Origin of the sequence: Leptospira bourretii, from assembly GCF_004770145.1 — a bacterium.
GTDB lineage: Bacteria > Spirochaetota > Leptospiria > Leptospirales > Leptospiraceae > Leptospira_A > Leptospira_A bourretii.
Map to the genome: position 1 here is coordinate 247597 of NZ_RQFW01000016.1, position 25376 is coordinate 272972.

Genomic DNA, 25376 nt, shown 5'->3' on the forward strand with positions numbered 1-25376 from the left:
GACCAATTTTCTCTAAGGCCTATCCTAAATGCCCTTAACCTTTCCCGTTTCTGTTGAAAAAAATTTATCACTACAGAGACGGATGGAAGTACTAGGAATTTCTGAAAAAGATCTAAACGAACGATTCATTCAGTCCGGTGGTAAGGGTGGACAAAACGTAAATAAAGTTGCCACGGCAGTGCATTTGGTTCATATACCTTCGGGTAAACAAATCAAATGTTCCGTCTATAGAACCCAAGGTCTCAATCGTTATAAAGCGAGAGATTTGTTATGTTTGGAATTAGAAAGAGAATTGGATCCAACAAAGTCTGAATCCTCTATTCAAAAACTTCGTAAGAAAAAACAAAACAAATATCGTAAGGCTATCAAAAAGAAATTGGAGAAAGAAAAACTGGAATGGAACGATCCTATGTAAAACGAATCTTCATTTCCCTATTTCCCTTTTTTTGTTCTGTATCTTGTTTTGATTCATTTCTCCCTTATCAATCTCTAAAATGGTCCCATGAATGGGAATTTCGATTTCTCACAGAAGAGGAGTTAGTTGGTTTTCGTCCGGCCATAGAAGATCTTTCTCTCGAATACCAACACTATTCTATTCCTTACATCAGTTTGGAAAAACCAATGCCCAAATATCTTTCTGCCCGGATCCGTTTCCGGGATCGTTTTGGGTATGAAGAACCAGCACTGTTATTGCGTGGACTTGTTACTTTTTTTGATTCCTATTGTGGAGAGACGAAGTTACAAACCCAGTTTTTTCGTGTCCCATCCCAAGATCCATCGACCACCCAACCTTTGATTGTTTACAATCGGAGTTTTATTCCTATTGTACCTTTGCCCAAAGAATGTTTGGGAAATTATATTTATATTGTCTTTTTTTCAGATGGAATTTTGCCGATTGGTTTCTCCGAACCTCCTTTGTTTGGTGATCCCACTGACCACTACAAAGCAATTGCCAATCGGACTCAGTCATTTGCTTCACTTGGATTTTTCTTTTTGATTTTGGGCCTTTTTTCTTTTTATCTTTATGAAAGGAGAAAGAAAAAACAATTATTGGCTTTCACTTGGTTTTCGTCCATTTCAGGAATTCATTTTTTATCCCAGTCTGGATTTTTTGGACTTTTTTATTACGATTCCATTCATCCTAGTTTTATCATTTTTATCCTTACTTTGTTTTTAATTCCCATCAGTTGTTTGTATTTTTTTGAAAAGTTGGTTGGATCGGGTCGTTGGAATGTCATTCGGATGATGTGGCAGTTTCATGTTTTGTTTTCTATTGTGATTCTAACCTTAGCATTTACTGATACGATTTCTATGTCCGTTGGGATATTAACATTTGTTTGGTTGTGTTTGCCAACCCTGGTCATCCAGATCATTGTGGCTTGGGGGCAAGTTGTTTTACGAAAACCAAAAGCCAGTTTACTTGTCATTGGTGCATCGGCGTTATTTGTCCTGAATGCACACGATATTTTATCCTCGCTTGGAATTTTAGATTCAGTTCCAAGAGCATCTCACTGGGGATTTTTTATTTTTGTGGTTTGTCTTACACTTTATGGAGAAAATTTGTTTCGGAATTCGGAAATAAAGTATGGAACTCTACAAAGAGAAATTGTCACAGCGGCAAGAATCCAAAGTGCCATCCTTCCTCCTTCCGCTCCTCATTGGGACCAAATGGATATTTCTGTCCACTACCAACCATCTCATGAAGTCGGTGGGGACTTTTACGACTTTCAAGCATTAGGTGGTAGAAAATTTGGAATTCTGATTGCTGATGTAGTGGGGCATGGACTCGGTGCTTCCATCATTGCTTCTCTTTCCAAATTTGCTTTTTTTAAAGCATACAAACATTGGTCGAACCCTTCGTTTTTACTATCAGCAATGAACGAGGATTTGGTGAAAAAATCTTTTGGTCGATTCACAACTGCCACTTACTTTTATATCGATTTGGAATCGAGGAAGTTTATGGTTTCGAGTGCCGGCCATCCTTCTTTTTTTCATTGGAAATCCGAATCAAATGAACTTGTCGAAATCAAACCCAAAGGAAAACCACTCGGAATTATGCCTGGACTTACCTATGGGGAAGAGGAATATCCATTTAAGGTTGGTGATCAGTTTTTATTTTATACAGACGGGTTAACGGAAGAAGAAAATGCCGACCGGTTAGAGTACGGAGAAAAACGTCTTGCCAAATCCTTTTTGGAAACGATCGCCAAACAATCGATAAATCCCATGACTAGTTTACTAGAAAACTTTCATTACTTTACAGGCCTTTCTGGGGCACCGCATGATGATATCACAATCATTCATTTGCATGTAAAAGCATAAAAAAAGCCTTGGATTTGACTCCAAGGCTTTGGTCTTTCGGTCCGCCGACTTCGATAAGAGATCAACAGAACCTGGAAAGAGAATGTGCGAATGATTTACATCATGCCGCCCATTCCTCCCATACCACCCATTCCTCCCATACCACCCATGCCAGCACCTGCATCTTTCGGTTCTGGTTTGTCAGTAATGGTGACTTCAGTGGTGAGGATCATTGCTCCAATGGAAGCTGCGTTTTGAAGTGCAGAACGAACCACTTTTGCAGGGTCAACGACACCAGCTTTGATTAGGTCTTCCCAAACCATAGTGAGTGCGTTGAATCCTTCGTTACCTTTACGGGCACGAGCTTGTTCCACAATCACAGATCCTTCTAGACCAGCATTGGAAGTGATCATACGAATAGGCTCTTCTAACGCACGTAAGATGATGTTGGCACCTGTTTGTTCGTCACCAACAAGTTTAAGAGCTTTTACTGCATCTTGTGCACGAAGTAGTGTGAGTCCACCACCAGGAACAATTCCTTCTTCCACAGCAGCACGAGTTGCAGAAAGAGCATCTTCTACACGAGCTTTTTTCTCTTTCATTTCGACTTCAGTCGCTGCACCAACGTGGATCACAGCCACACCACCAGCAAGTTTTGCAAGGCGTTCTTGGAGTTTTTCACGATCGTAATCAGATGTAGTATCTTCGATTTGTTTTTTGATTTGGTTGACTCGGCCTTGGATGTCTTTAGAAGCACCAGCACCTTCGATGATGGTTGTGTTTTCTTTGTCCACTACCACTTTTTTCGCGCGACCAAGCATCTTCACATCAGCGTTTTCTAGTTTCATTCCGAGGTCTTCAGAAATCACTTGTCCACCAGTGAGGATGGCAATGTCTTCAAGCATTGCTTTTCTTCTGTCACCAAAACCAGGAGCTTTTACAGCCACACATTGGATGGTTTTACGAAGTGTGTTCACAACGATAGTCGCAAGAGCTTCGCCTTCTACTTCTTCTGCGATGATAACAAGAGGTCTTCCCGCTTGTGCAATTTTTTCAAGCACTGGAAGAAGGTCTTTCATCGAAGCAATTTTTTTGTCGTAAATTAAGATGAATGGATCGTTAAAAGTAGCGATCATTGCTTCTGGATCTGTTACCATATAAGGGGAAACATATCCACGATCAAATTGCATACCCTCTACGATATCAAGAGTGGTTTCAATTGATTTTGCTTCATCAACAGTGATCACACCTTCTTTACCTACTTTGTCAAAAGCTTGCGCAATGAGGTTACCGATTTCTGGATCATTGTTTGCAGAGATAGTGGCAACGTTTGCGTATTCTGCTTTGCTATTGATTTTGATAGCATGTTTTTTGATTTCTTCTACAGCTGCAAGAACTGCTTTGTCAATCCCGTGTTTGAGAGCCATTGGGTTTGCACCCGCAGTTACGTTTTTCAAACCTTCGTTGATGATGGCTTGTGCAAGAATGGTAGCAGTTGTTGTTCCATCCCCAGCGATGTCGTTAGTTTTTGTAGAAACTTCCTTCACCATTTGCGCGCCCATGTTTTCGATTGCGTCTTCTAATTCGATTTCTTTAGCAACCGTCACACCGTCTTTTGTGATGGTAGGTGCTCCAAATTTTTTGTCGATGACTACGTTACGACCTTTTGGTCCAAGAGTCACCTTTACTGCGTTAGCAAGTTTGTTTACTCCGCTAAGAAGTTTTCTACGTGCTGATTCATCAAATTCAATTGTTTTAGCCATGATTGATTATTTCCTTCTATAATTAGTTTGTCACAACACCGAGGATGTCGCTTTCACGGATGATGAGTAAATCACGTCCGCCTTGTTTGATCTCAGTTCCGGAGTATTTTCCGTAGAGAACTGTATCTCCTACCTTTACTTCTAAAGGAACGAGTTTTCCGTCTTCATAACGACCTTGTCCTACAGCGATGACTTTCCCTTCTTGTGGTTTTTCTTTCGCTGTGTCCGGTACGATGATGGATCCGATTTTTTCTTCCGACTCATTCTTTGGCTCTACGACCACTCGGTCGCCTAAAGGTTTGATTGATGCCATGAGTAACTCCTTGTATGCAATCTACTAATGATTCCGAGTTTAGCAACAATCCAAAAAGAGTGCTAAACTCTAGCACCATAAAATGATTCGGCCAAGGATTCGTCAAGCACTTTGAGCCAAAGAGTGCTAATTCGGGGTTAGAACCCGAAAAGTCCGGTTTTTTTGCGTTTGGAGCCTCGTTTGGGAGTGACCCCGAGCATTCCTAGAAGTCCTCTTGTGACCTCTTTGGCAACCGTGCGACCCACTTCCCGGGCCAGAGGGTTTTTCGAAAGGGTTTCTACAAAACTAGGATCTTCCTTTTCTTTGGCCCGTTTGGACTTGGTTTTTTTCTCACCTGACTCTTCTTCGGCGGCCTCGGTTTCCTCAGCGATGGTTTCCATTTTTTTAGAAAGCATTTCGTGCGCACTGTCGCGGTCGAGAGTGGTCTCGTATTTTTTAACAAGATCCGATTTTTTAATTTTGGCAGCTAGTTCGTCAGGATCCAAAGTTCCCATTCGCGAAGCCGGTGGAGCAAGGAGGGTATGGACGAGGGGAGTGGGACTTCCTTTGGGACTCAGGGCCGTGATAAAAGCTTCCCCAATTCCCAGTGTGGTGATCACTTCTTTGGTGTCATAAAATTCTGTTTCAGGATAATTTTCAGAAGCGGTTTTAATCGCCTTGCGGTCGTTTGCTGTAAAGGCCCGAAGTGCATGTTGGATTTTTAATCCCAATTGTCCTAAAATTTCTTTGGGTAGATCTGTGGGAGACTGAGTGCAAAAAATAATCCCTACACCTTTGGAACGAATGAGTCGCACCATGGTTTCTAGTTGTTTCAGTAAATCATTCGAAGCTTCATCAAAAACTAAGTGGGCTTCATCAATGAATAAAACAAGTTTCGGTTTTTCTAAATCTCCTTCTTCCGGAAAGGTCGCATAAATTTCTGTGAGTAGGGACAACATAAAAGTGGAGAAAAGTCGAGGCTTGGTTTGAATGTCTGTTAGGCGAATGATAGACACATTTCCTTTTTTGGATTCTGAAAGCATAAGATCATTCACATCAAAAGATGGTTCCCCAAAAAAAACTTCGCCCCCTTGGCCTTCGAGTTCGATTAGTTTTCGTAAGATGATGGAAATACTTTGGGAGGAAACGGTCCCATATTCTTTTTCTAATTCTTCTTTTCCGGCATCATTGATGTATTGGAGGGCTTTTTTAAAATCTTTGGTGTCGAGGATGGGTAGACCCAAATCATCACAGTATTTAAAAACAAGGGAGACCACACTGCCTTGTGTATCATTTAATTCTAAAATTCGTGAAATGAGGACAGGGCCAAATTCCGCTATGGTGGCCCGAAGCCTTACCCCAGGTTCTTTGGATAAAGATAAAAATTCTACCGGGTAGGAGGAAGGTTTCCAATCGAATCCAAGGGCCTTCGTTCGTTCTTTGATTTTATCATTTTCTTCGCCAGCCTCGGCAAGGCCTGAAAGGTCTCCCTTGATGTCCATAAGAACCACGGGAACTCCTGATGCAGATAAACCCTCTGTTAAAAGTTGTAGGGTTTTGGTTTTGCCGGTTCCTGTGGCCCCAGCAATCAGTCCGTGCCGATTGAGAGTGGAGAGGGGGATGGAAACGGTTGCTTCCTTAAATGTTTCTCCATCAAACACTCCGGAACCTAGGTAGAGTGCCCCTTGAGATGGATACCCTTCTTTTATTTTTGAAACAAATGCATCTGATTTTTTAGCCATTACTTCCCCCGAATCCTCTATTCCTAGGGGTTTCGAATCCTTCGTCAATGTTTTCTAAGGCGGAGGAGATGAGGGGAAGCAATCGAAACATTCGGGGCAGAAAGAATAAATTTCTCGTACTCGTACTAATATGATTTGAGTTTTTCGAAATTCTTTTTAAGGTTTGGATGTGGTACGTCTCCCTATCGTTTCTCTTTCGAAATACGTTCTGATCCCTCTCTTTTTTTCTGTTTTTGTCCAATGCAATCGCTCCATACCTTCCTTGGCCCAAGCGAAGAACATTTCTGCGGGTGTTCTTGATCTTTCCAAGGAAGACCCAAAAACTTTGGATCCCTTTCCCCTTGCTGGTGAGTGGGATGCATTTCCAGGAGAACTCCCCGAAACGGAAGAAGAATTCAAAGCTCTCGAGAATCAGGAACCTACAAAATTAGCAGTTCCCGCATACTGGGTGAACCAAAACCTCCCCGCTCATGGTTTTGTTACATATCGTTTAAAACTAAAGGTAAACGAACCAATCAACCTAATGTTTTATTTAAGGGAAACTTCCTCTGCCTACCGGGCCTATTACCATAACGTTGAACGAGGACTTGTGTTACTTGGTTCTGCTGGAAAGGTTTCCAAAACCAAAGAAGGGTCGATTGGTTATTATTTAGAAACTGCGCGGTCATTTCGAGCCACTCCTTCCACAGTCATCTACTTACAAATTTCCAATTACCTTTACTCACGAGGTGGTCCTTATTATTCCCCTGTACTTGGTGAAGTGGGAAAAACCCTGTTGTATCTAAGATTCAAAGAACGAAAAAAAGCATTTTTCTTTGCGACGTTTTTTGTCCTGGCACTTTCTCATTTGTTTCTTTTTATCCATCGTAAAAAAGATAAGTCTCCTCTTTGGTTTTCCTTACTTTGTCTTTCTTGGCTTCTTCGTATTTTACTCTTTGATCGAGTGTCTAGGGATTGGTTTGTGGCTTCCGATTGGCTTGAGATGTTGCAGATCCGGTTGGAATACATTGCCTTTTGTGGGATCCAAGTTTTTAGTCTTTTGTTTTTCTTTCAAAACCAAACAAACTTTTTTCCTCAAAAATACAAAAGGTATCTTTTGTTGCCAATTCTCATAGAATTTTTAGTAATTCTGACCACACCGTACGCTGTGTACACAAAACTTCTTATCTTTAGCCAAGCCTACATGGCTTTCATTCTTACACTAGCGATGGTTGCTTCCTTTCGTTCTTGTTTAGAAAAGGAAACCAGATACATCGGAAGTATCATTTTGTTTGGGACATTTGTCATTCTTTCTGCAACAATTTATGACTCTGTTGTCTTTTTCAAAAGATGGGACTTGCCCATGCTTACAGAACTTGGGTTTGCTATTTTTTGTATGTGCCTTGCCATCGTGATTTCCAAACAAAATGCACATACTTGGGAAACCGCCGAATACCTAACACTGAATTTACGAAAAGAAGTAGAATGGAAAACATTAGAATTAAAAAAAGAAAAAGAAAAAGCTGAAAAAACAGGGGAACTCAAGGATAAATTTATCTCCATCGTTTCTCATGACATTCGTTCTCCACTATTTGGAATTTCATCTGTTTTCAATTTACTCACAGAATCTCCTCCTTCCCTTTCTCCTGAAAGAGCAAAGCAGGTGCTCGGTGAGGCGTCTACTGGACTCAAAAATATCCTGAGTATGGTTGAAGAACTGATCAAATATTCAAGGTTTCAGAACGCATCTGTTTTTCCTGATTACCAACTTTTTGATTTTCGCCAAATCACAGACCAACTGATCGAAAGAGTCCAAGAAATGGCTGGTCCCAAAAATATCTCCATCATCACTCATATGGAAGAATCCTCCATTGGAATTGGAGATCCCAATCTAATCGAACATCTGATTTGGAATTTACTCACCAATGCTGTAAAATTCACAAAAGAATCGGGAACCGTTGAAATTTCTTTAACAGAATCCAATAAACATTGGAGTTTGAAGGTAATTGATACGGGGATTGGAATGCCTCCGTATTGGGCAGAACACATTCTAGAGGAAGGGTTCCTGTTTGTCAGGAAAGGTACTGCAGATGAGATGGGAGCCGGTGTTGGGATTGCTTTTTGCAAAGAAGTGGCAGAACGTCACGGAGCCGAACTCATTGTCCGCTCAGAAGAAGACCATGGGACTTCAGTTGAGTTACTCCTTCCAAACTTTGAGAAGATTGTTTTGGTTTTGGACGACAATCCAGGTTATCGAAAACAAATCCGAAAGGTTTTAAAAGATCTACCTTGTATCCTTTGGGAAGAGGAATACCCAGACCATGCCCTCCTGTCCGTGGGCCGCTTGAAACCTGACCTCATCATCGTGGATTATTCCATGCCAGAAAAAACCGGCCTCGATTTTTTACGTGATTTGTATTCCAACTCGGAGATGGAAGAAATTCGTTCTCTCCTCGTTTCCAGTTCCCATACAGATCCTAACACTGGTTATAAACTAGAAACAACAGTGATTGAAATTGGAGGAGATGCTTTTTTAACAAAAACATCCCCTGATGAAAAAATGGTAGAAGCTGTAAAACGACTGTTAGACCTAGAAATTTAGATTAACATCTGTTCTTTGGCACGTCCAATGAGTTCCGCTACTGTTTTGGCATTGAACCGGTCTTTGAGGCGGCCGACATGGTATTCCACTGTTCGTTTGGAAAGGCCAATCTCTGTTCCTATTTCTTGGTAGGTTTTTCCGTGTCCAAGAAGGGTCAAAATTTGTTTTTCCTTTTTGTTTGCCACTTTCCCATCTTGGGGTTTCCGGTTGAAACTGAGTTTTAGATTTTTGGAATATACAGTTTTTCCAGATGCAATTTCGTTTAGGTTTTTTGTTAAACTGCTAAGGTCATCGCTTTTTAAAAGATATCCATCCACTCCAGCTTCAATGGCTGAATGAACAATGGGTTGTTCATCAAGCATCGTGAGGGTGACCACTTTTAAATTGGGATGTTCTTTTTTCCAATCCTTCACCATATTGAGCACGTTTTCACCCGGGATTCGCAAATCGAGGAGGACAAAGTCGGGCCTAGTATCATTTAAGAGAGGGGCAATTTGAGACGAATGTTCCGCCTCCCCCACGACTTCAAAATCAGTCGAAGAGTTCACAACATGTTTTACGCCTACGCGCGTAACGGCGTGGTCTTCAACCAGTAATACCTTCTTTTTAGGTGTCATAAATTTCCCTTTGTTTGGAACCAGGAACCTTTTGTCCCTAGCGTTTCCCCCTAGTAGACGAGGAGAATTGAAAATATTAGTACTATCCCGTCCCATTTGTCCATAAAAAATCATGGGTCATTCTACTTAATTTTCTCTTGCAAATTCGCGAATTTCCCCCATTTTCAGAGAAATCCTAGGAGTATGAATGAATACTAAAGTAGAGAGTCTCAAAAAAATATATCTCTTCCAAAAGTTAAACCAAGACGAACTGTTACACATTGCTGAAAAAATTCGGGAAGTCCACCTGCCTCCTAGAAATGTTTTGTATGATATGGGCGAAGATGCAGAGTCCATGTACATTGTGAAGTATGGAACTTTACAAATTTCCACAGCCACAAGCCACGGGGACGACGTGAACCTCATCACCCTCGGAGAAGGGGATCACTTTGGGGAATTGCCTTTTTTTGATGATGAAAAACGTTCCGCAAAAGTAGAAGCCAAAGAAAATTCCGAACTCTATGAACTCCGTTACGCTGATTTACACGATATGTTTTCCAAAAACAAAGAAATGGAGCTCAAATTCTATAAAGAAGTGACCCATTATTACATCCGAAGACTCCGAAAGCTAACGCATGACCTGGCATATGCTCGGGAGCTTCGGAAACGATTCGCGTAAGTCCACAAAGAGACAAAATTCATACAAATCGGGATTTTTTATCGACTACTATCGAAAAAACCTTTTCCATTCCTCAGTTTCTACTTATTACAGCTAAGGAATGGGTTTCGGAATCCGATACTATTTACGTAGGCAGGGAGAAGGAATGCATGGTGGACCCCGAAATCCTAACCGAGAAGATCGTAACACAAAATAAGACCTTCTTGGTGGATTTGAAGAAAAACCAGGCTGGATTCTACCTGAAAGTATCGGAATGGTCGAATAGCAAAAAATCCTCGATCTTTCTTCCGGCAGAAGGAATCGATCGAATGATCGAAATCTTGAATCAATTTAAAAGCCGGATATCCGATAATGAGAATACGAAAGACCCGGAGTTAGGAGCCTTTTAGGAGTGAGTTTCATGGGGAAATTAGGAATGACCAAACTGTTGTTAGGCCTCTTCCTTTCAATAGGAATGTTGTACGCACAGGCAGATACTGGCGGACAAAATACAGCTAACACTGCAAATGATGAGGATAGCCCTCTTAGAAAAATCGTTTTAGATGATTTTGAAGAGGCTGAGGATTGGAGAGTAAAAGCTACCACTCCACTCGGAGAAACAAGAACTTTGAAACTCGTTCAACGCGGGCTCATCAAAGATGTATTCGATGAAAAAACTGTTCCAGAGGATGGCGGTGATAAAGTCGAAAAGAACCATATTTTAGGAGTCAAAACACATTTTGCTGCTAAAGGTTTGGATCGGGTTGAATTATCCCCTCCACATGAATACATCATCAAAGGGAAAGTAAGACAAATCTCTGTTTGGGTTCTCGGAAGAAAATACAGACATACTTTATTTGCAAAATTTAGAGATTATAAAGACGTAACACATAATATCCGTTTGGGTCGTTTGGATTTCTTCGGATGGAGAAAACTGACTGCGACCATTCCAGGTTTTATTCCACAAAGTACAAGATTTGCACTTTTAGATAAAAACCTTCATTTCGTTTCTCTTTTTGTGACATCTGATGTTCACGAAGTAGCAGGGGACTTTTACTTTTATGTAGATGACCTCCAAGTGAGAACCGACAGATCCGAAGCTAAATACCCTGGATCTGAAATTAAGGACAATTGGTAAGCGGGAGAAAGGAACAATGGAAAACAAAAAAACAAAAATCCTAACATTACTTGCTATATCGTCCATCGCATTGATTGGTTTTGCCCAAGCACAATACAAAGTATCCAATGGAGTGGCAACACCGATTGGTAACGATATTGGAGCACTGGAACTCAAGGCAATTACAATTGAATCTTGGGACTCTCCCGTTTCTTCTGCGCCATTTGGCTGGGAAGTGTTCACCGATAAAGATGGTGTGAACAAAGATGGTACAGGGGACATGAAATATGATGAGAACAATAAATATTCACCTGTTCTCAATGACCCTGTGAAATCTCCACTTGTGATGAGAGAAGTGAAACTGATTCCTGGAAAACCGGGAGACGTGAAAAACGTAGATGCAGGAAATGCAAAAGTTTTAGCTGTGAAGTTTCAATTCACTTTTCCTGGAAATAACGTAGTAACGGTTCGCCCTCCGCGTGCTCCAGAATATGAAGTCACTCGTGCAAGACCTTATATCGATGCAGACAACAAGAAGAAAATCGAAAAAGTTTACGGAATCGAAGCTCCAGGAAATGTAAAAGCAATTTCTGTTTGGGTTCTTGGCCGTGGTAACGAATACGATTTAGAAGGTTGGATCGAAGACTACAATGGCAATAGCCATATTTTCCCTTTCGGATCTTTGGACTTTGTGGGTTGGAGACCTCTCCACATCATCATCCCTCCAGGAATTCCGCAAGAGGCGAATGCTTTCCCTGCGACAAGAAACCTTATCTTCAAGCAGTTCAAAATTCGTTCCAGACACAACACAGGGCCTGAAGCAGTATACCTTTTCTTTGATGAACTCCGAGTCCTTGCGGATACGTTTGAAGTTCATTTTGATGGGGCAAACCTTGACTTTGATGAAGAAGATTGTAAAAGCAAAGTTAAGATGGAGCAAATGCTTCAGAAGTCCGGAGCCATCTCCACAGGAGCAAAAATTCGTGATTGTGGTGGAAGCAACGGTTCGTCCCAAAACAAGTAGAATCCTCACTCACTCTAAAGAAAGGTTCCTAAGGAACCAAAGAAAACCCAGTCAATCGGCTGGGTTTTTTGACTTTACAGAATCGAACGGACCTGAAAAATGAACTCTAGGACTGTTCTTTTTGCGGATTCATCGCTAAATTTACCGTAACAACTTTATAGGAACAATGAACACCCTTTATTGGAAATACGAAGAGGGAGATTCTTTTCATGCCTGATACTATCACCGAAGACAAATCAAACAAAATCGCCGAAAACGACAAACTAACTCCTCTTTTTAATGAGGAAATTTATGTACGTGCTGATGCAGGAACGGTTCCCGTTTCTAAATTCAAAATCTTTGACGATGTCATTGATGCATATAAGGCAGAAAATCGTTTAGCAGAAGCTAAACAAAAAATTGAAGACCATTTCAAAGAACATCCTGAGTCTATCTCCGCCAAATATATGTTAATGATTATCTCTTTCATGGAAGATTCCATGGGAGATGCCAATTTGGTGAAGAACATTTTGGATTCTTTCAAATCTCACGCCAAATGGACTATTATTGAATACATTACAGATTCTATTTTACGATTCGGCGATCATAGACTTGCCCTCCGTGTGAAAGCAGAGGCCCTTGACAAACTCAAGAAAAACAAAGAACTCAAAGTTGTTCTTGAAAAACTAGCAAAACAAGATCGTAAGAACCCTGAGATTGCAAAAAAATATGGTTTTTCCATTATGGAAGAGGACAAACCAAAAGCCATCTCTTATCTCAAACTCGCAGTTGAGATGTATGCCAAAAATAAAGAATACGTTCAGATGGAGGAGATTTGGCCTACCATCGTTCAAAACAATTACGAGGATGTTTCTTTCTTCGATAAAATTGAACGTATCCTTCTTGGCCAAAGAGAAAAGACTCGGTTAGTTGGTCTTCTTTATCCAATCGTAGAACCTTTTAAGGCAATGGAAGATTGGGATCATGTGATCTACTTCCTTAAGAAAATTTTAGAACACGAACCTGCTTCTCAAAAAGCAAGAAACGAACTCATTCGTGCTTACAAACAAAAATACGTTGCACACTCACTTCTTGAAGATTTCCTCAAGATGAGTGAACTCGGTAACAACCGTAAACCTGTTAAACTTTGTATCACTAACTTCGAAAGAAATATTGTATTTGATACTGGTAACTATGTAATGCATAGAAATTGGGGTGTGGGTAAAATCACTTCGATCTCCCAAACTGGTGACTCTATCTTTGTTGATTTTGAAGAAAAGAAAGACCATAAACTTTCTATCCAAATGGCGATCACTTCACTCAAACCTTTGAAGAAAGATCATATTTGGGTGCAACATTACGAAGACAAACAAGCCATCAATACAATGTTTGCTGAGAACTTGGCAGAGTTCTTAAAACAACTTCTTACTTCTTACGACAACCGAATGATCATTGCTGATATGAAGAACGAACTTATCGGAACCTTCTTAAAAGCTGACGAATGGTCTAAATGGTGGGCGAAGGTGAAATCGGTTCTGAAAAAAGAAGCGAACATCGGAATGAACCCTAAGAAAAAAGATGAAGTGGTTTATCACGAAAAACCAATCACACATTCAGAAACACTCACACAAAAATTTCAAGCAAGCAATGATGCTAACAAAAAACTAGAAATTGCGATGGAAGCAGTTCGTGATGCTGATGAAGCAGCGGAAGCAGGTGAGTTTTTTATCTCTCATTATAACGAAGAAGAATCGGCTAAAGATCCAATTCGTCGCCTTTCTGCTTATTTGTATTTAGAAGAAGCAGGGAAAGCATGGCCGACAGAAGAGTTTTCTCATAAAATTCGTGATCCTGAACTAAAGGCTCTCATCCAATCTTTTTCCAAAGAGGATGCTTTAAAAATATCCAAAGCTTTGGAAAACACGGATATCAAAAAAGGATTCAAGGATCTGATTCGTACCCACCATCCAGAAGCTATCAATATTTTGATTGGGCTTCTATTTGAAGTTCCTGTCAAAGTAAATCGTTCTGTTTTCCAAAACCTTGTATCAGATGATAAGTTTGCAGAACTCAATTTGTTTGTGGAAACAGTTTGTAACAAATCTAAAGAAAACCCTGAAGTTTTCCTTTGGGTTGCCAAATCGATTTTATCTCATACTTGGAAGTTTGATTGGTTAAAGGTAAGCGAAGAAGATTTAGTTCTCCGTGTATTCCGTATCTTAAAACCTCTTGCGAAGATTGAAGACAAGGGAACCAAACTGAAAAACCAAGCTATGGACATTTTGTTCGGAAAAGACAATAGTCTTCTTCGTGACATTCTATCCAATGCAGATGATGAATACGTTCGTAAACTTTTTGCATTATTCAAAGAAGTTCCTTATGTAACTGATTTGGAAAAAGACCAACTCTATGCTCTCATCAACGAACTCAAACCAAACATTGTTTGGGATGAATACGATTCGGAAGAAGATGCAGATGATGATCCTTTGGCAAACCTTCCAAGTGATGTTGTACTTGTCACTCGTCGTGCTTTCAATGCAAAGAAACTTGAATTTGAACACCTTGTGAATGTAGAAATGGCTGAAAACTCTCGTGATATCGGAGAGGCCCAAGAAAAAGGGGACTTAAGAGAAAACGCAGAATACAAAGCAGCTATGGAAAAACAAGCTCAGTTGCAAGCGGCCATCAAACGTTTGGAAGCTGAATTAAAAAGTGCAAGGATTCTCGACCTTAGTGATGTCAAAACTGAGAAAGTAGGAATTGGAACCACAGTGCGTTTGAAAAACAAACAAACTGGGGAAGTGGTGACTTATTCCATCCTTGGTGCATGGGATGCGGATACAGAAAAGAATATCATCTCTTACCAATCTCCGCTCGCAAAATCACTACTTGGAAAACACTCAGGCAACGAAGCAACATTGGTATTCGGTGCAACTGAGACTGTTTACGAAGTATTGGATATTGCTCGTTATTCCATGACAGGACAAGAGGCCTGAAGTTCTTCTTTCCATCCGCGAGTAGAAATTAAATCCACAAACGGTTCGGAAACATTTCCGGCAAAGTCAAAGGCCTTAGCTTCCAAAAGAAGATAAGGCCTTTCTTTTTGTAAGCTTTTCGGAATGGTCACTCGAATGGCTCGCCTATCGGGATCATACTCATATGGATAGGATTGCCCATCAATCGTGAGTTCTACGTTTGTTCGAAATCCACTTCCCGTATCACCCAAAACATAATACCTTTCCTCAAAACATTGGTTTCTGATTTCTGGAAGTTCAATGTAACGAGCAAGAGATGTCATTGGAAAAATTGTGGGAGGTGTTTCGTCAGATAAAACCATAACAAAACCAAGTTTTGTGAGTTTAAAACTAAATCCGTTTGATTTTCTTTTTTGGGTTATTGATTGGAATTTTCCAATGGAAGAATCATAGAAATAAAGAGATTCTTTTATTGGGACCTGGTAACCTAGGTTCCATTCTCCTGATCCTTCACCCTTCCAACTCAGCTTCTTTGTATCCAATTGGTAGATTTTTCCTTTGAGGGGAAGCCCACTTGGAATTTTAAAAGGAATGTTTTGCGAGTTGATTTCAGTAATTTGTAGAGATCCATCTCCAGAAACTTCTACCTTAGATAAATCAACCGTTAGTTTGCCATCTAAAGAATTGTAAATGTTTCCGGACTTTTTGTTTTTCGATAACCTATCGCTGACTTTTTCTTCTTTTTCATGAATAACAGTGAAATAAACAGAAGATTTGTTTCCTGTGGCATCACGAAGGGAAACTTCTAAAGATAAATTTTCCTTTGGTTTGTATCCATCCAAATCTAAGGAAAAACCTTCTTCTTTGAAATTTTTGGACTGTTCATACATATGATAAAAATAAACAGGAGGGGCAAGTGATGACCTATTGATGTCGTAGAACTGGTGTTTTTTGGAGCCATCTTCATAAGCTAAAAAATCGAAATTACGGCTGAAGGTCGTTTTTCCATTCACTGCCAAATCCATTCCGTAAACATTGTTTTTGTTGCGTGAACGAATGAAGTCATACCCACTCATCCGAATGCGAACCTTACCCGTGAGGGCTATGGACTCAAACAAATCCCCTTTATCAGTATATAAATCATACTTACCTATTGATTTTTCTTTTGCAGTGAGAAGGATCGGGTTTTCTAAATGATCACCTTCTAAATACAAAGAAAGGATGGTAGGGGGAGTTTTATCTTTTTGGTGGATTTCGGGAAAGTATAGGGGGTTGATGATTCCTTTTTCTGCACGAAACTCGAGGTGGAGGTGAGAAATCCCCGATCCCGATTCTCCTGTTTTGCCAAGGGAAACTCCTTTTTTTGCCGCAAACATTCCTGGTGGAAGTTTGAGTTGGAACCCAGTGGGGTCTCCCATCAGAAGGATGGCCCGTCGAAGGAGTTCTAAATCATTTAGGCTCCCGCCAAAGGAATGTAAGTGGGCGTATTTTGATTTGAGTTTGTATTTGGGACTATAAAGATTTAGGGAAAGTCCATACCCAGTTTTCGAATAACTAATTTCTTCGATATATCCGTCAAACGTGGCTAAGATGCTATGACCATTTAGTCCATAGGATTTAAAATCAGAACCCAAATGTAAGTTGTGATTTCGGATTTCAGCAAAGGTTCCAGAAACTGGAGAATAGTAGGGAAGTGGAAAACCCACTTCGTCTCGAGGGATGTCTGGAATTTTTGACTCACCCCATAGAAGACCGGAAGAAAAAAAGAGAAGGACCGCCAAATTACGCAAGTGAGAGAACCTCATGGGAGAATCAGAATCCTCCCACTTCCTTTGTCATGCCTTTCCCGAAACCCAGAGAATTTCCCTTCGTTTCGATTCCCTTGACAAACTAGACTTAGGACCTAAGATGACAGGGAACATTTTTGTATGAAACAAGGCATTGTTTTCTTCTTCTTCATTTTCGCCTTTTCTGGTTGTGCCTTTTTGTTTAAGGAACCGGGCCGACCTCCCAAAATTGACGGGGTTCCTATCCCTGATTCTAAACGTTTGATTTACATCCAAAATGTCAGAAACAATACCTATTCCCCGGGAATGCACACTCGTCTGACTCAAATGATCATCGAAGAAATTGACAGACGGGGAAGGTTTATCACCACCCGTGAAAAAACTCTCGCGAAATACCGGTTGTATGCAGAGATTGTCCACTACCAACAAGTCGGAGATCTTATGGATCTTGCTGACAGACAAATTACCTCGGAACTATTCGTAGTCACTCGAGTGGAAATCATTGAGGCGGAGACGGGAAATAAAATCCCTATGGAACGCAGTGAAATTCCTGGAAGGGTCCATTTTTCGACCCAAGTTGGATTTCGGGAATCAGAGTTAGAAGCTCAAAATCGCCTACTTCGGGTGATGGCGCTTCGAATTGCAGAAGAATCAGAAAGAGCATGGTATTATTCTCTTTCTGGAGTTTTGAATTAAGTTGAATCATTAGGAGATAAACCTTGCAAAACGATCCTATTTCCAGCGACGACACAAAAAAAGAGATGCTCGCCTTTGAAGAGTATCTCAAAGAAAAAGGACTAAAAATCACCAACCAACGTTTGTTAGTTGCGCAAAAGATTTTTTCTTCACATAATCATTTTACTGCCGAAGGTCTTTTGGATGAACTAAAAGACAATAAAGATCGAATTTCCAAGGCAACCATCTATAGAATCCTCGCGATTATGGTAGAGGCGGGATTACTCGAAGAACATGACTTTGGCAAAGATTATAAATATTATGAACATATCATTGGTCACGAACACCATGATCATATTATCTGTATGCAGTGCGGACGGATTGTTGAATTCATAGATGAACGAATTGAAGAACTACAAAACAAAGCGGCTTCTGAAAATGGATTTACCATCACAGGACATAGTTTGAATATTTTTGGTAATTGTTTGAATTTTGCCACTTGCGAACATAAAACAAAAAAATAGTGTCCTCTATTTTTAAAGAAAAATCGAAGGACCCTGGATCTTACGCAAGAACCGGCACTCTCCACTTAAACGGAATTCAAATTGAAACTCCCATCTTTATGCCGGTGGGAACGAGAGGGAGTATCAAATCTCTTTCCTCTTCGGACATTGATGAGTTGGGATATAACTTAATCCTTGCCAATACCTATCATTTATATTTAAGACCAGGAAAAGAAGTTTTGGACCACTTCCATGGGCTTAAAAATTTCATGTCATACAAACGGGCATTACTCACGGATTCGGGTGGGTTCCAAGTGTTTAGTCTTGCGAGCCTTTTCAAATTTGAAGAAGATGGAGTCCGGTTCCAATCTCATATCGATGGTAGCCACCATAAATTCACTCCTTCCTCAGTCATTGATATGCAACGTTCCATAGGCTCTGATATTATGATGGTTTTGGATGATTGTGCTCCCTATGGGAGTGATCTGGGACGGTTGGATTTGGCCTTGGATCGTACCCACCGCTGGGCCAAAGAATCATACAACTATTGGATGGAAAACCCAGGTGGACAGAATGTATTCCCCATTGTCCAGGGTGGTGTGAACGAATCCCTTAGAAAACGAAGTTTAGATACATTACAAAATATAAATTTTCCAGGGATTGCCATTGGGGGCTTAAGTGTTGGGGAACCCAGGCCAGAATACATTCGAATTTTAGAATGTATGGCACCATTTTTTGATGCAGCTCGCCCTCGTTACCTAATGGGTGTAGGGACCGTTGTTGACATCTTGGAAGGTGTAAAGAATGGAATCGATATGTTTGATTGTGTTTTGCCGACAAGGAATGCGAGGAACGGCCAAGTGTTCACTTCTTTGGGCAAAATCAATTTAAGGAATGAATCACATCGATTGTCAGATGGCCCCATTGACCCAGAGTGTGGATGTAAAGTTTGTGTAACATATAGCCTTGGATACATTCGGCATTTACATAAAGTGAAAGAATTGACTGCTTTTTCGCTCTCAACGTACCATAACTTATTTTTTATGCAAAGCTTCATGGAAAAGATGCGAAAGTCCATAGAAATAGGCAATTTTCAGGGTTTTTATGACCATTGGAAAAATTTGTTTGGTAGCTAAAATTATTAGGTTGACGTATCTCTTTTTTTTGAATGCAATTGTACCGTCATTTCTACATTGATTGTAGCTTCATTGAGGAGTCTCTAGACACACATGGAAATCACCAGAAGGGAAAAAGATAAAATCGTAGTCCTTGATATTAACGGGGAAATCGACCTTTATAACGCGCCTGAGATCAAGGATGTAATCGCCAAATTGATCGAAGAACAAAAATATTGCATCGTCATCAATCTCGAGAAGGTTTCCTACATCGACTCTTCCGGAATTGGAGCTTTAATTTCAAGTTTGTCCAACTTGAAGAAATACCAAGGTGGGCTTAAAATCATCAACGTAGCTGGTTCAGTTCGTAAGGTATTTGAACTCACAAAGTTGACTTCATTTTTTGAAATTTTCGACAGCGAAGACGAAGCCGTCACAGCTTTCAAGTAATTGGGGAAGCGTGTTTTGCGCTTCTCTCTTACAAAATCCCCCGAAGAAAAATTTAAGGAGTTTGTTATGTTAAGAAAGAAAAAGACAGCAGTCTTTCTCTCTGGTTTGGTATTGTTTTCCATTGGATTTGTTAATTGTGCGCAAGAACTACCACTAAAAGAACTGGAGCTTGCGAAGTCGCAAGTAGAAAGAGCAGAAAGACTTTCAGCAGAAGAATATGCCCCTGAAGAATATTCGGAAGCCAAAAAAAGTTTAGTGTCTGCGAATGAATATGCATCTGAAGAAAAAGCATCTGATTCTAAAAAAAGTGCGGACTATGCGATTTCTAAAGCTTACGATGCTTTAGAAAAAACCTTACCAAAACTTGCTGCAAAATCTCGCGAAGAAGCAGTGACTGCCATTGATGCAGCTGATGAAGCCTACGCTTCTGAATACACTCCTGAAGAATTTAAAAAAGCTGTAACGGCACGTGATGCAGGTGAATCTAAGTTGGCACAAGCAGATGCAAGCCTTGCTTCTTACTTACGTGAAGACAAAGACGAAACCGCAAAAGAACTAAAACGAACAGTTGCCTTACAAGAATATGAAGATGCACATAATAATTTTGTGGAAGCAGCGAAGATCAGCCAAAACGCAAAAAAAGTAGCTCTCGACAGATCGGGTTCTGTTCGCCAATCAGCTGATGAAGTGGATGCAGTATTAGAAAAAGCTTATACTTATTCCAAAGGTGGAAATCCTGCCATCGATGAAGAAAAAGCTAGAGTTGCTTCTGCTCGTGAAGACATTGAAGCTGGACGTTTGAAAACTGCTGACGAAAAAATTAAAACAGCTCGATTGGCTTCTGCCTCTTTACTTGCCACTGCAGTCAAAGACCACGCAAAAAACCGCAACTTACAAGCTCGTGAAGTAGTGGAAGATGCCAATGCGCGTTTTGGTGAATTGAATGCCGAAACATATTTGAAATCAAATGCAAAAGAATCATATGCAAGCACACAAGAAAACTTAGGTGCTTCCAATGAATCCCTTCAAGCTTCCGGAAATCTTTTGGAGCAAGAAAAGTTTGATGATTCCATTTCTCAATCGGAAGAGGCCATTCGATTGGCAGAGATTTCGATTGACCAAATCGAAACTTTGAAAGGAAAAACCACTGTAGCGAAAAAAGATCGCAAAACTACAGAACCGGAAACAACAACTACCACTACCACCGAAGAGACAACAGAGAAAGCATCTTCTTCACAAGTAGAAGAACTTTCTGGCGGCTGGAAACGTTACACAGTTGAAAAATCAAACCCTGCTGATTGCCTTTGGAGAATTGCTGATAGAGAAGACATCTATAGTGATGCAAAACTCTGGCCAAGAATTTTTGAAGCCAATCGTAAATCAATTCGTAACAAAAATTTGATTTATCCAAAACAAAAATTGAATATCCCTCCAAAAACAGGGAAAATCGGAAAAGCTCCTAAACAATAAACATGGTTTAGGTGAATGGAAAAAAAGCTGTCGTAAGGGCAGCTTTTTTTTTGTCTAAATAATAGGACAATATGATCAGAGGATACACAACACCTGTCACAGAAATTTCAGAAAAAGACTTTGAGGCATTGGTAACGCTTGCCTTAGAAGAAGATTTACCTACGGGAGATATCACCACAGATTCTCTATTCAACTCGAGTGAAACTTGTAAGGCAGAATTACTTGCCAAAGAAGAAGGGGTTTTGTGTGGGCTTGCGGTATTACCTTGTCTCATCCGAAAAACCGGGGCCAATGTGAAATGGAATCAAACTCTTTCCGATGGCGCAGCCCTTTCCAAAGGAACTATCATTGGAACTTTGGAAGGATCACTTGTAGACGTTCTGAAAATGGAACGGATTTTATTAAATTTTATCCAATACCTCTCTGGAATTGCAACAAATGCTAGTAAGGTGGCAAAAGAATTTCCGAATCTCCTGATTTTAGATACTAGAAAAACTTTACCCGGTTATCGGAAACTTGCTAAGTATGCGGTTTATACAGGTGGGGGAGCCAATCACCGCTTAAATTTGTCTGAGATGGCGATGTTAAAAGACAACCATGTAGCAAAAGCTGGATCCATCCAATCCGCTGTACAAATTGTTCGAAATGCTAATCCAGGTAAAAAAATAGAACTAGAAATCGATGGCCTATCACAATTAAGTGAAGCTATCGCCTCAAATCCTGATATTATTTTGTTAGATAATTTTTCCGATTCAGATACAGAAAAAGCAATTGAACTTATCAAAGAGCAATCACCAAAAATTCGTATTGAATGTTCAGGTGGAATCACTCCTGGTAAATTAAAATTTCTATCTAAATTTCAAGATATAGGTGTGAGTATGGGTTACTTAACTCATACCGTAAAATTTTTAGATATAAGTTTGGATATTAAATAATGGGATTATACCAAGACATCAAAGATAAACAGGAGTTATTCGAAGCAGTCCAAAAACGACTTGGGCCAGAAAAAGCCACATTAATTGAGAAGGCATACAATATTGCGGACAAAATGCACGAAGGCCAAAAACGTTTATCGGGAGAACCTTATATCATCCATCCTATGAATGTGGCTTCCGTTTTGGACGAACTTGGTTTGGATGAAAGAGCCATTGCTGCGGGACTTTTGCACGATGTTGTAGAAGATACAAGTTATAGTAAAGAAGATATGGCCCGTGAGTTTGGGGAAGATATTGCCGCCCTTGTGGAAGGTGTGACCAAAATTTCGGAAATCAAATCCCAGTCCAAGGAAACAGAAGCGGCCGAAAATATCCGCAAAATGTTACTGGCAACCATCAAAGATGTGCGTGTGATGCTCATCAAACTTGCTGACAAAACTCACAATGTTCGCACATTAAAATTCCAACCAGAAGAAAAACAGAAACGGATTGCGAAAGAGGTTTTATCCCTCTATGCGCCCATTGCAGGAAGATTGGGTGTTTATAAAGTTAAATTTGAATTGGAAGATTTGGCTTTCCAATCTTTACACCCGGAAGAATACCAAGAAATTAAAAAACGAGTTTCAGCTAAAAAATCAGAACGCGATGAATATATTGAAAAAATAAAAATTATCCTAAAGCAAAGGTTAGCTGAAATAAGTATTGATGCTCGAATTGATGGTAGGGCCAAACATTTTTATTCTATTTACAGAAAGATGGTCACAAAAGAAAAATCATTTTCTGAAATTTTTGACCTTCGTGCGGTTCGAATCATCACCAATGAAATTAAAGATTGTTATGGAGTTCTTGGAATTGTACATACTCTTTGGACACCCATTCCTGGAAGGTTCAAAGATTATATTGCCACTCCGAAAACGAACCTTTACCAATCCTTACATACAACTGTCTTTGGGCCTGATGGTCGTCCAATGGAAGTACAAATCCGAACCAAAGACATGAATGCCATCGCAGAGAATGGGGTGGCTGCCCACTGGGCTTATAAAGAATCCACCAACCTTTCCAAAACTTCCGTCATTCTGCAAAATGGTGTAGAAAATGCCTTCCGAATGAAGTGGTTGGAAATTTTAAAATCTTGGCAAGACCCAAGCCTTGATTCCAAAGAATTTATGGAGGAACTACAATATGATCTCCATGAAGATGAGGTCTTTGTTTTTACTCCTAAAGGTGAAATCATTGAGATGCCAAAAGGAGCAACGGTTCTTGATTATGCATTTCGAATCCATACTGATGTGGGTTTACATGCTCGCGGTGGTAAGGTCAACGGAAGAATGGTTACACTTCGTACGGAGTTAAAGTCTGGAGACCAGGTTGAAATCATCACTGAAAAAAGTTCGAAACCATCTCCTATTTGGTTACGGATTGTAAAAACATCTGGCGCCAGACAGAAGTTACGTGCTTATTTTCGAAAACTACAGGAAGACTCACAAAGAGAAACCATTGGTTCTGTTTTGGAAACGCAAACACCTGCTGTTGATGAAAACACAATCAAAGAAATCAAAAAAGTAAAAATTAAAAAACCTCATAAAACAAATCCACACCAAGAAGAATCCAAAGAATTTGGAATCTCCGTTGCAGGTTGGAATGATGTGCCTGTCCGCGTGGCTTCTTGTTGTACTCCTATCCCTGGAGATGAAATCATTGGATTCATCACAAGGGGAAGGGGGGTGAGCGTTCATAAAAAAGATTGTACGACGGCAAGCAAACAACTTGAGTGGATGAAAACCATTCCCGTTCGTTGGGAAGGGCCAGGGGAACCCATTCCAATTCAAATTGAAGTGCGTGCAAAAGATGTACAAGGGATCTACCTTTCGATGGTGGAATCAATTTCCAGCACAGAAACTAATATTTTGGAAGCCGGGGCCTCTTCGCATCCTAATGGAACACTTACCGCCAAATTTATGTTAGAAGTAGACCATTTAGACCAACTCAAAGAAATTTTAGAAAATTTACGGATGATCCAAGGTGTGGTTTTTGCCGAAAGGGTTAAAAAATAAACCACTGCACTTGGTTGGGTCCTAATTTGAAATAAATTCCTTCATCCGATTTGGTTTGTGGGAATTCTACACCAGTGACTAAATCGGTTAATGTTTTTCTTGGTTGGATCCCTTCTTGGAAAGGAATCCAACCTGAGACTTCTCTATTAGTTTCATTCCATAAAATCAGTTCCGTTTGGTTTTCCGTTTGGATGGCTTTGATAAAAATGGGCAAACCATTCCATTCTTTGTAATTTGGTTGGAAGGAGATGCTACTCGAATTTCGTTTGGCAGTGATCTTTAATGCTCGTTTGTAAAATTCTTCTGTGATAGGATTTACATTTTCTGAATCCGTCTGAATCATTTGGATGGGAATTTTTTTGGTTAAACCCAGATTTTGGCCTTCGTGGAATAATAAAATACATTCGCTCGCTAAAAGTAAACAAAAGTAAGGTTCTGAATTTTCACCAAACATGAGTTTGGCTCTTTCTTCGTCGTGATTTTCTAAAAACCTAATTTTGGTTCTTTTTCCATTTTCTTTTAAACTTTCAGAAACAAAAGGGAAATGATTCTCTTTAAGAGCATCATAAATAGATTTGTCATAAGCAGCATCAAACCCTAGTTCGATTAATCTATTTTCCATTCCCCAGTAGGCTTCGGCATAAAATTTGAAATCGGGAAAGTCTTGCCTTATTGTTTTTATGACTCGACTCCAATCATAAACTGATTTTTTTCCATGAGTCCTTTCAAATACATCAGGAAGGAGTAACATCGCCATATCACAGCGAACACCATCGCATTGTTTTGCGATTTCCTTTAAAATTTGAATGTGTTTATCTTCAACACTAGGATTTGAAAAATCCCATTGGATGGTATCGGTCCATCCATCAAAATAAGGATCGCGGCCATGAACATAACGATTCCCATTCGGATGTAAAAAAGAATTTTGTGTAGAGACAGATTCGCTGGCGATCAGAAATAAATGAGGATCTGATTCAATGAGAGGGGAATCAATCGCCATATGGTTTGGCACAAAGTCTAGGATTAATTTTTTATTCCACTGGTGGATGAGTTCATATACAGGAGTTAGGTTGTCATTAGTGGAAACTAAGGGATCTGGTGTGTAAGAATAAATAGAATAAGGTGATCCATAAACATCTTCTGGAAGGAGTGGGCGTTTGGCTCTTTGGAATCCAGGTTGCAGTTCCGGCATAGAACGAGCAATTGACTGCGACTTTGGGCTATTTTTCCAGACACCCATTAGCCAAATTTCATCAGCCCAAAGGAAAGGCAGGGAATTCTTTATGGATGGGAGAGCCGATTCGATAGGTTCCTTCATTTTTGTACAAAAAAGCCTTGAGCCTATCTCGTACAAATGGA

Annotated in this window: 21 protein-coding genes; 15 read left to right on the forward strand and 6 right to left on the reverse strand. The window is 40.1% G+C overall.

Features of this window, described 5'->3' with window-relative positions; all coding sequences use genetic code 11:
• Positions 1–82 precede the first annotated feature (82 nt).
• Complete coding sequence (locus EHQ47_RS11465; protein WP_244290324.1) at positions 83–415, forward strand: peptide chain release factor family protein; 333 nt, start codon at positions 83–85, stop codon at positions 413–415.
• Positions 397–2322, forward strand: a complete 1926-nt coding sequence (locus tag EHQ47_RS11470; protein WP_135777220.1) for a PP2C family protein-serine/threonine phosphatase — start codon at positions 397–399, stop codon at positions 2320–2322. The genes EHQ47_RS11465 and EHQ47_RS11470 overlap by 19 nt, the downstream gene beginning before the upstream one ends.
• 95 nt (positions 2323–2417) lie before the next feature.
• Here EHQ47_RS11470 and groL read toward each other — a convergent pair whose 3' ends face one another.
• From groL to EHQ47_RS11485, 3 genes are all read right to left on the reverse strand, one after another.
• The gene (groL, locus tag EHQ47_RS11475; RefSeq protein WP_135777221.1) at positions 2418–4064 is read right to left on the reverse strand and encodes a chaperonin GroEL; all 1647 of its coding nucleotides are present in this window, start codon (positions 4062–4064) and stop codon (positions 2418–2420) included.
• Positions 4065–4086: 22 nt separating this feature from the next.
• A complete protein-coding gene (groES, locus tag EHQ47_RS11480; protein WP_004784852.1) occupies positions 4087–4377 on the reverse strand; it encodes a co-chaperone GroES in 291 nt (96 codons plus the stop codon).
• 137 nt (positions 4378–4514) lie between these two features.
• A complete protein-coding gene (locus EHQ47_RS11485; protein ID WP_135777222.1) occupies positions 4515–6098 on the reverse strand; it encodes a helicase HerA-like domain-containing protein in 1584 nt (527 codons plus the stop codon).
• Between the two features lie 163 nt (positions 6099–6261).
• On the opposite strand from EHQ47_RS11485, the gene EHQ47_RS11490 reads away from it, so the two are divergent.
• The gene (locus EHQ47_RS11490; RefSeq protein ID WP_135777223.1) at positions 6262–8679 is read left to right on the forward strand and encodes a hybrid sensor histidine kinase/response regulator; all 2418 of its coding nucleotides are present in this window, start codon (positions 6262–6264) and stop codon (positions 8677–8679) included.
• On the opposite strand, the gene EHQ47_RS11495 is transcribed toward EHQ47_RS11490, so the two are convergent.
• The gene (locus EHQ47_RS11495) at positions 8676–9296 is read right to left on the reverse strand and encodes a response regulator transcription factor (protein ID WP_004785732.1); all 621 of its coding nucleotides are present in this window, start codon (positions 9294–9296) and stop codon (positions 8676–8678) included. The genes EHQ47_RS11490 and EHQ47_RS11495 overlap by 4 nt on opposite strands.
• A gap of 187 nt (positions 9297–9483) precedes the next feature.
• On the opposite strand from EHQ47_RS11495, the gene EHQ47_RS11500 reads away from it, so the two are divergent.
• The 5 genes from EHQ47_RS11500 to greA all read left to right on the forward strand — a co-directional run bounded on the left by EHQ47_RS11500 (position 9484) and on the right by greA (position 15049).
• Entirely contained in the window at positions 9484–9954 is a 471-nt protein-coding gene (locus EHQ47_RS11500; protein ID WP_004786276.1) for a cyclic nucleotide-binding domain-containing protein, read from the forward strand.
• 152 nt (positions 9955–10106) lie between these two features.
• The gene (locus tag EHQ47_RS11505) at positions 10107–10343 is read left to right on the forward strand and encodes a DNA-binding protein (RefSeq protein WP_002975368.1); all 237 of its coding nucleotides are present in this window, start codon (positions 10107–10109) and stop codon (positions 10341–10343) included.
• 11 nt (positions 10344–10354) lie between these two features.
• Positions 10355–11071, forward strand: coding sequence for a flagellar filament outer layer protein FlaA2 (gene flaA2, locus EHQ47_RS11510; RefSeq protein WP_004786860.1), 717 nt, complete (start codon positions 10355–10357; stop codon positions 11069–11071).
• Between the two features lie 16 nt (positions 11072–11087).
• Entirely contained in the window at positions 11088–12074 is a 987-nt protein-coding gene (gene flaA1, locus EHQ47_RS11515) for a flagellar filament outer layer protein FlaA1 (RefSeq protein ID WP_135746649.1), read from the forward strand.
• A 209-nt stretch (positions 12075–12283) separates the two neighbouring features.
• The gene (gene greA, locus EHQ47_RS11520) at positions 12284–15049 is read left to right on the forward strand and encodes a transcription elongation factor GreA (protein ID WP_135746648.1); all 2766 of its coding nucleotides are present in this window, start codon (positions 12284–12286) and stop codon (positions 15047–15049) included.
• Here greA and EHQ47_RS11525 read toward each other — a convergent pair.
• Positions 15022–16833 carry a M23 family peptidase gene (locus EHQ47_RS11525; RefSeq protein WP_135777224.1) on the reverse strand — a complete coding sequence of 604 codons (1812 nt, stop codon included), beginning with the start codon at positions 16831–16833 and terminating at the stop codon, positions 15022–15024. The two genes, greA and EHQ47_RS11525, sit on opposite strands and share 28 nt — an antisense overlap.
• A gap of 123 nt (positions 16834–16956) precedes the next feature.
• On the opposite strand from EHQ47_RS11525, the gene EHQ47_RS11530 reads away from it, so the two are divergent.
• The 7 genes from EHQ47_RS11530 to EHQ47_RS11560 all read left to right on the forward strand — a co-directional run bounded on the left by EHQ47_RS11530 (position 16957) and on the right by EHQ47_RS11560 (position 24017).
• The gene (locus tag EHQ47_RS11530) at positions 16957–17511 is read left to right on the forward strand and encodes an LPS assembly lipoprotein LptE (RefSeq protein ID WP_135746646.1); all 555 of its coding nucleotides are present in this window, start codon (positions 16957–16959) and stop codon (positions 17509–17511) included.
• A 65-nt stretch (positions 17512–17576) separates the two neighbouring features.
• The gene (locus EHQ47_RS11535) at positions 17577–18014 is read left to right on the forward strand and encodes a Fur family transcriptional regulator (RefSeq protein WP_238838654.1); all 438 of its coding nucleotides are present in this window, start codon (positions 17577–17579) and stop codon (positions 18012–18014) included.
• Positions 18014–19129: a tRNA guanosine(34) transglycosylase Tgt gene (tgt, locus tag EHQ47_RS11540; RefSeq protein WP_135777225.1), complete on the forward strand. Its 1116-nt coding sequence runs from the start codon at positions 18014–18016 to the stop codon at positions 19127–19129. The genes EHQ47_RS11535 and tgt overlap by 1 nt, the downstream gene beginning before the upstream one ends.
• A gap of 93 nt (positions 19130–19222) precedes the next feature.
• Complete coding sequence (locus EHQ47_RS11545; protein ID WP_002975418.1) at positions 19223–19558, forward strand: STAS domain-containing protein; 336 nt, start codon at positions 19223–19225, stop codon at positions 19556–19558.
• 66 nt (positions 19559–19624) lie between these two features.
• Positions 19625–21028 carry a lipoprotein LipL71 gene (locus EHQ47_RS11550; protein WP_135746644.1) on the forward strand — a complete coding sequence of 468 codons (1404 nt, stop codon included), beginning with the start codon at positions 19625–19627 and terminating at the stop codon, positions 21026–21028.
• 71 nt (positions 21029–21099) lie between these two features.
• On the forward strand, positions 21100–21963 hold the full coding sequence (gene nadC, locus EHQ47_RS11555; RefSeq protein ID WP_135746643.1) for a carboxylating nicotinate-nucleotide diphosphorylase: 864 nt from the start codon (positions 21100–21102) through the stop codon (positions 21961–21963).
• A complete protein-coding gene (locus tag EHQ47_RS11560) occupies positions 21963–24017 on the forward strand; it encodes a RelA/SpoT family protein (protein WP_135746642.1) in 2055 nt (684 codons plus the stop codon). Before nadC ends, EHQ47_RS11560 begins: the two co-directional genes overlap by 1 nt.
• Here EHQ47_RS11560 and EHQ47_RS11565 read toward each other — a convergent pair.
• Positions 24007–25335, reverse strand: a complete 1329-nt coding sequence (locus EHQ47_RS11565; RefSeq protein ID WP_135746641.1) for an alpha-amylase family protein — start codon at positions 25333–25335, stop codon at positions 24007–24009. The two genes, EHQ47_RS11560 and EHQ47_RS11565, sit on opposite strands and share 11 nt — an antisense overlap.
• Positions 25336–25376: the final 41 nt, after the last annotated feature.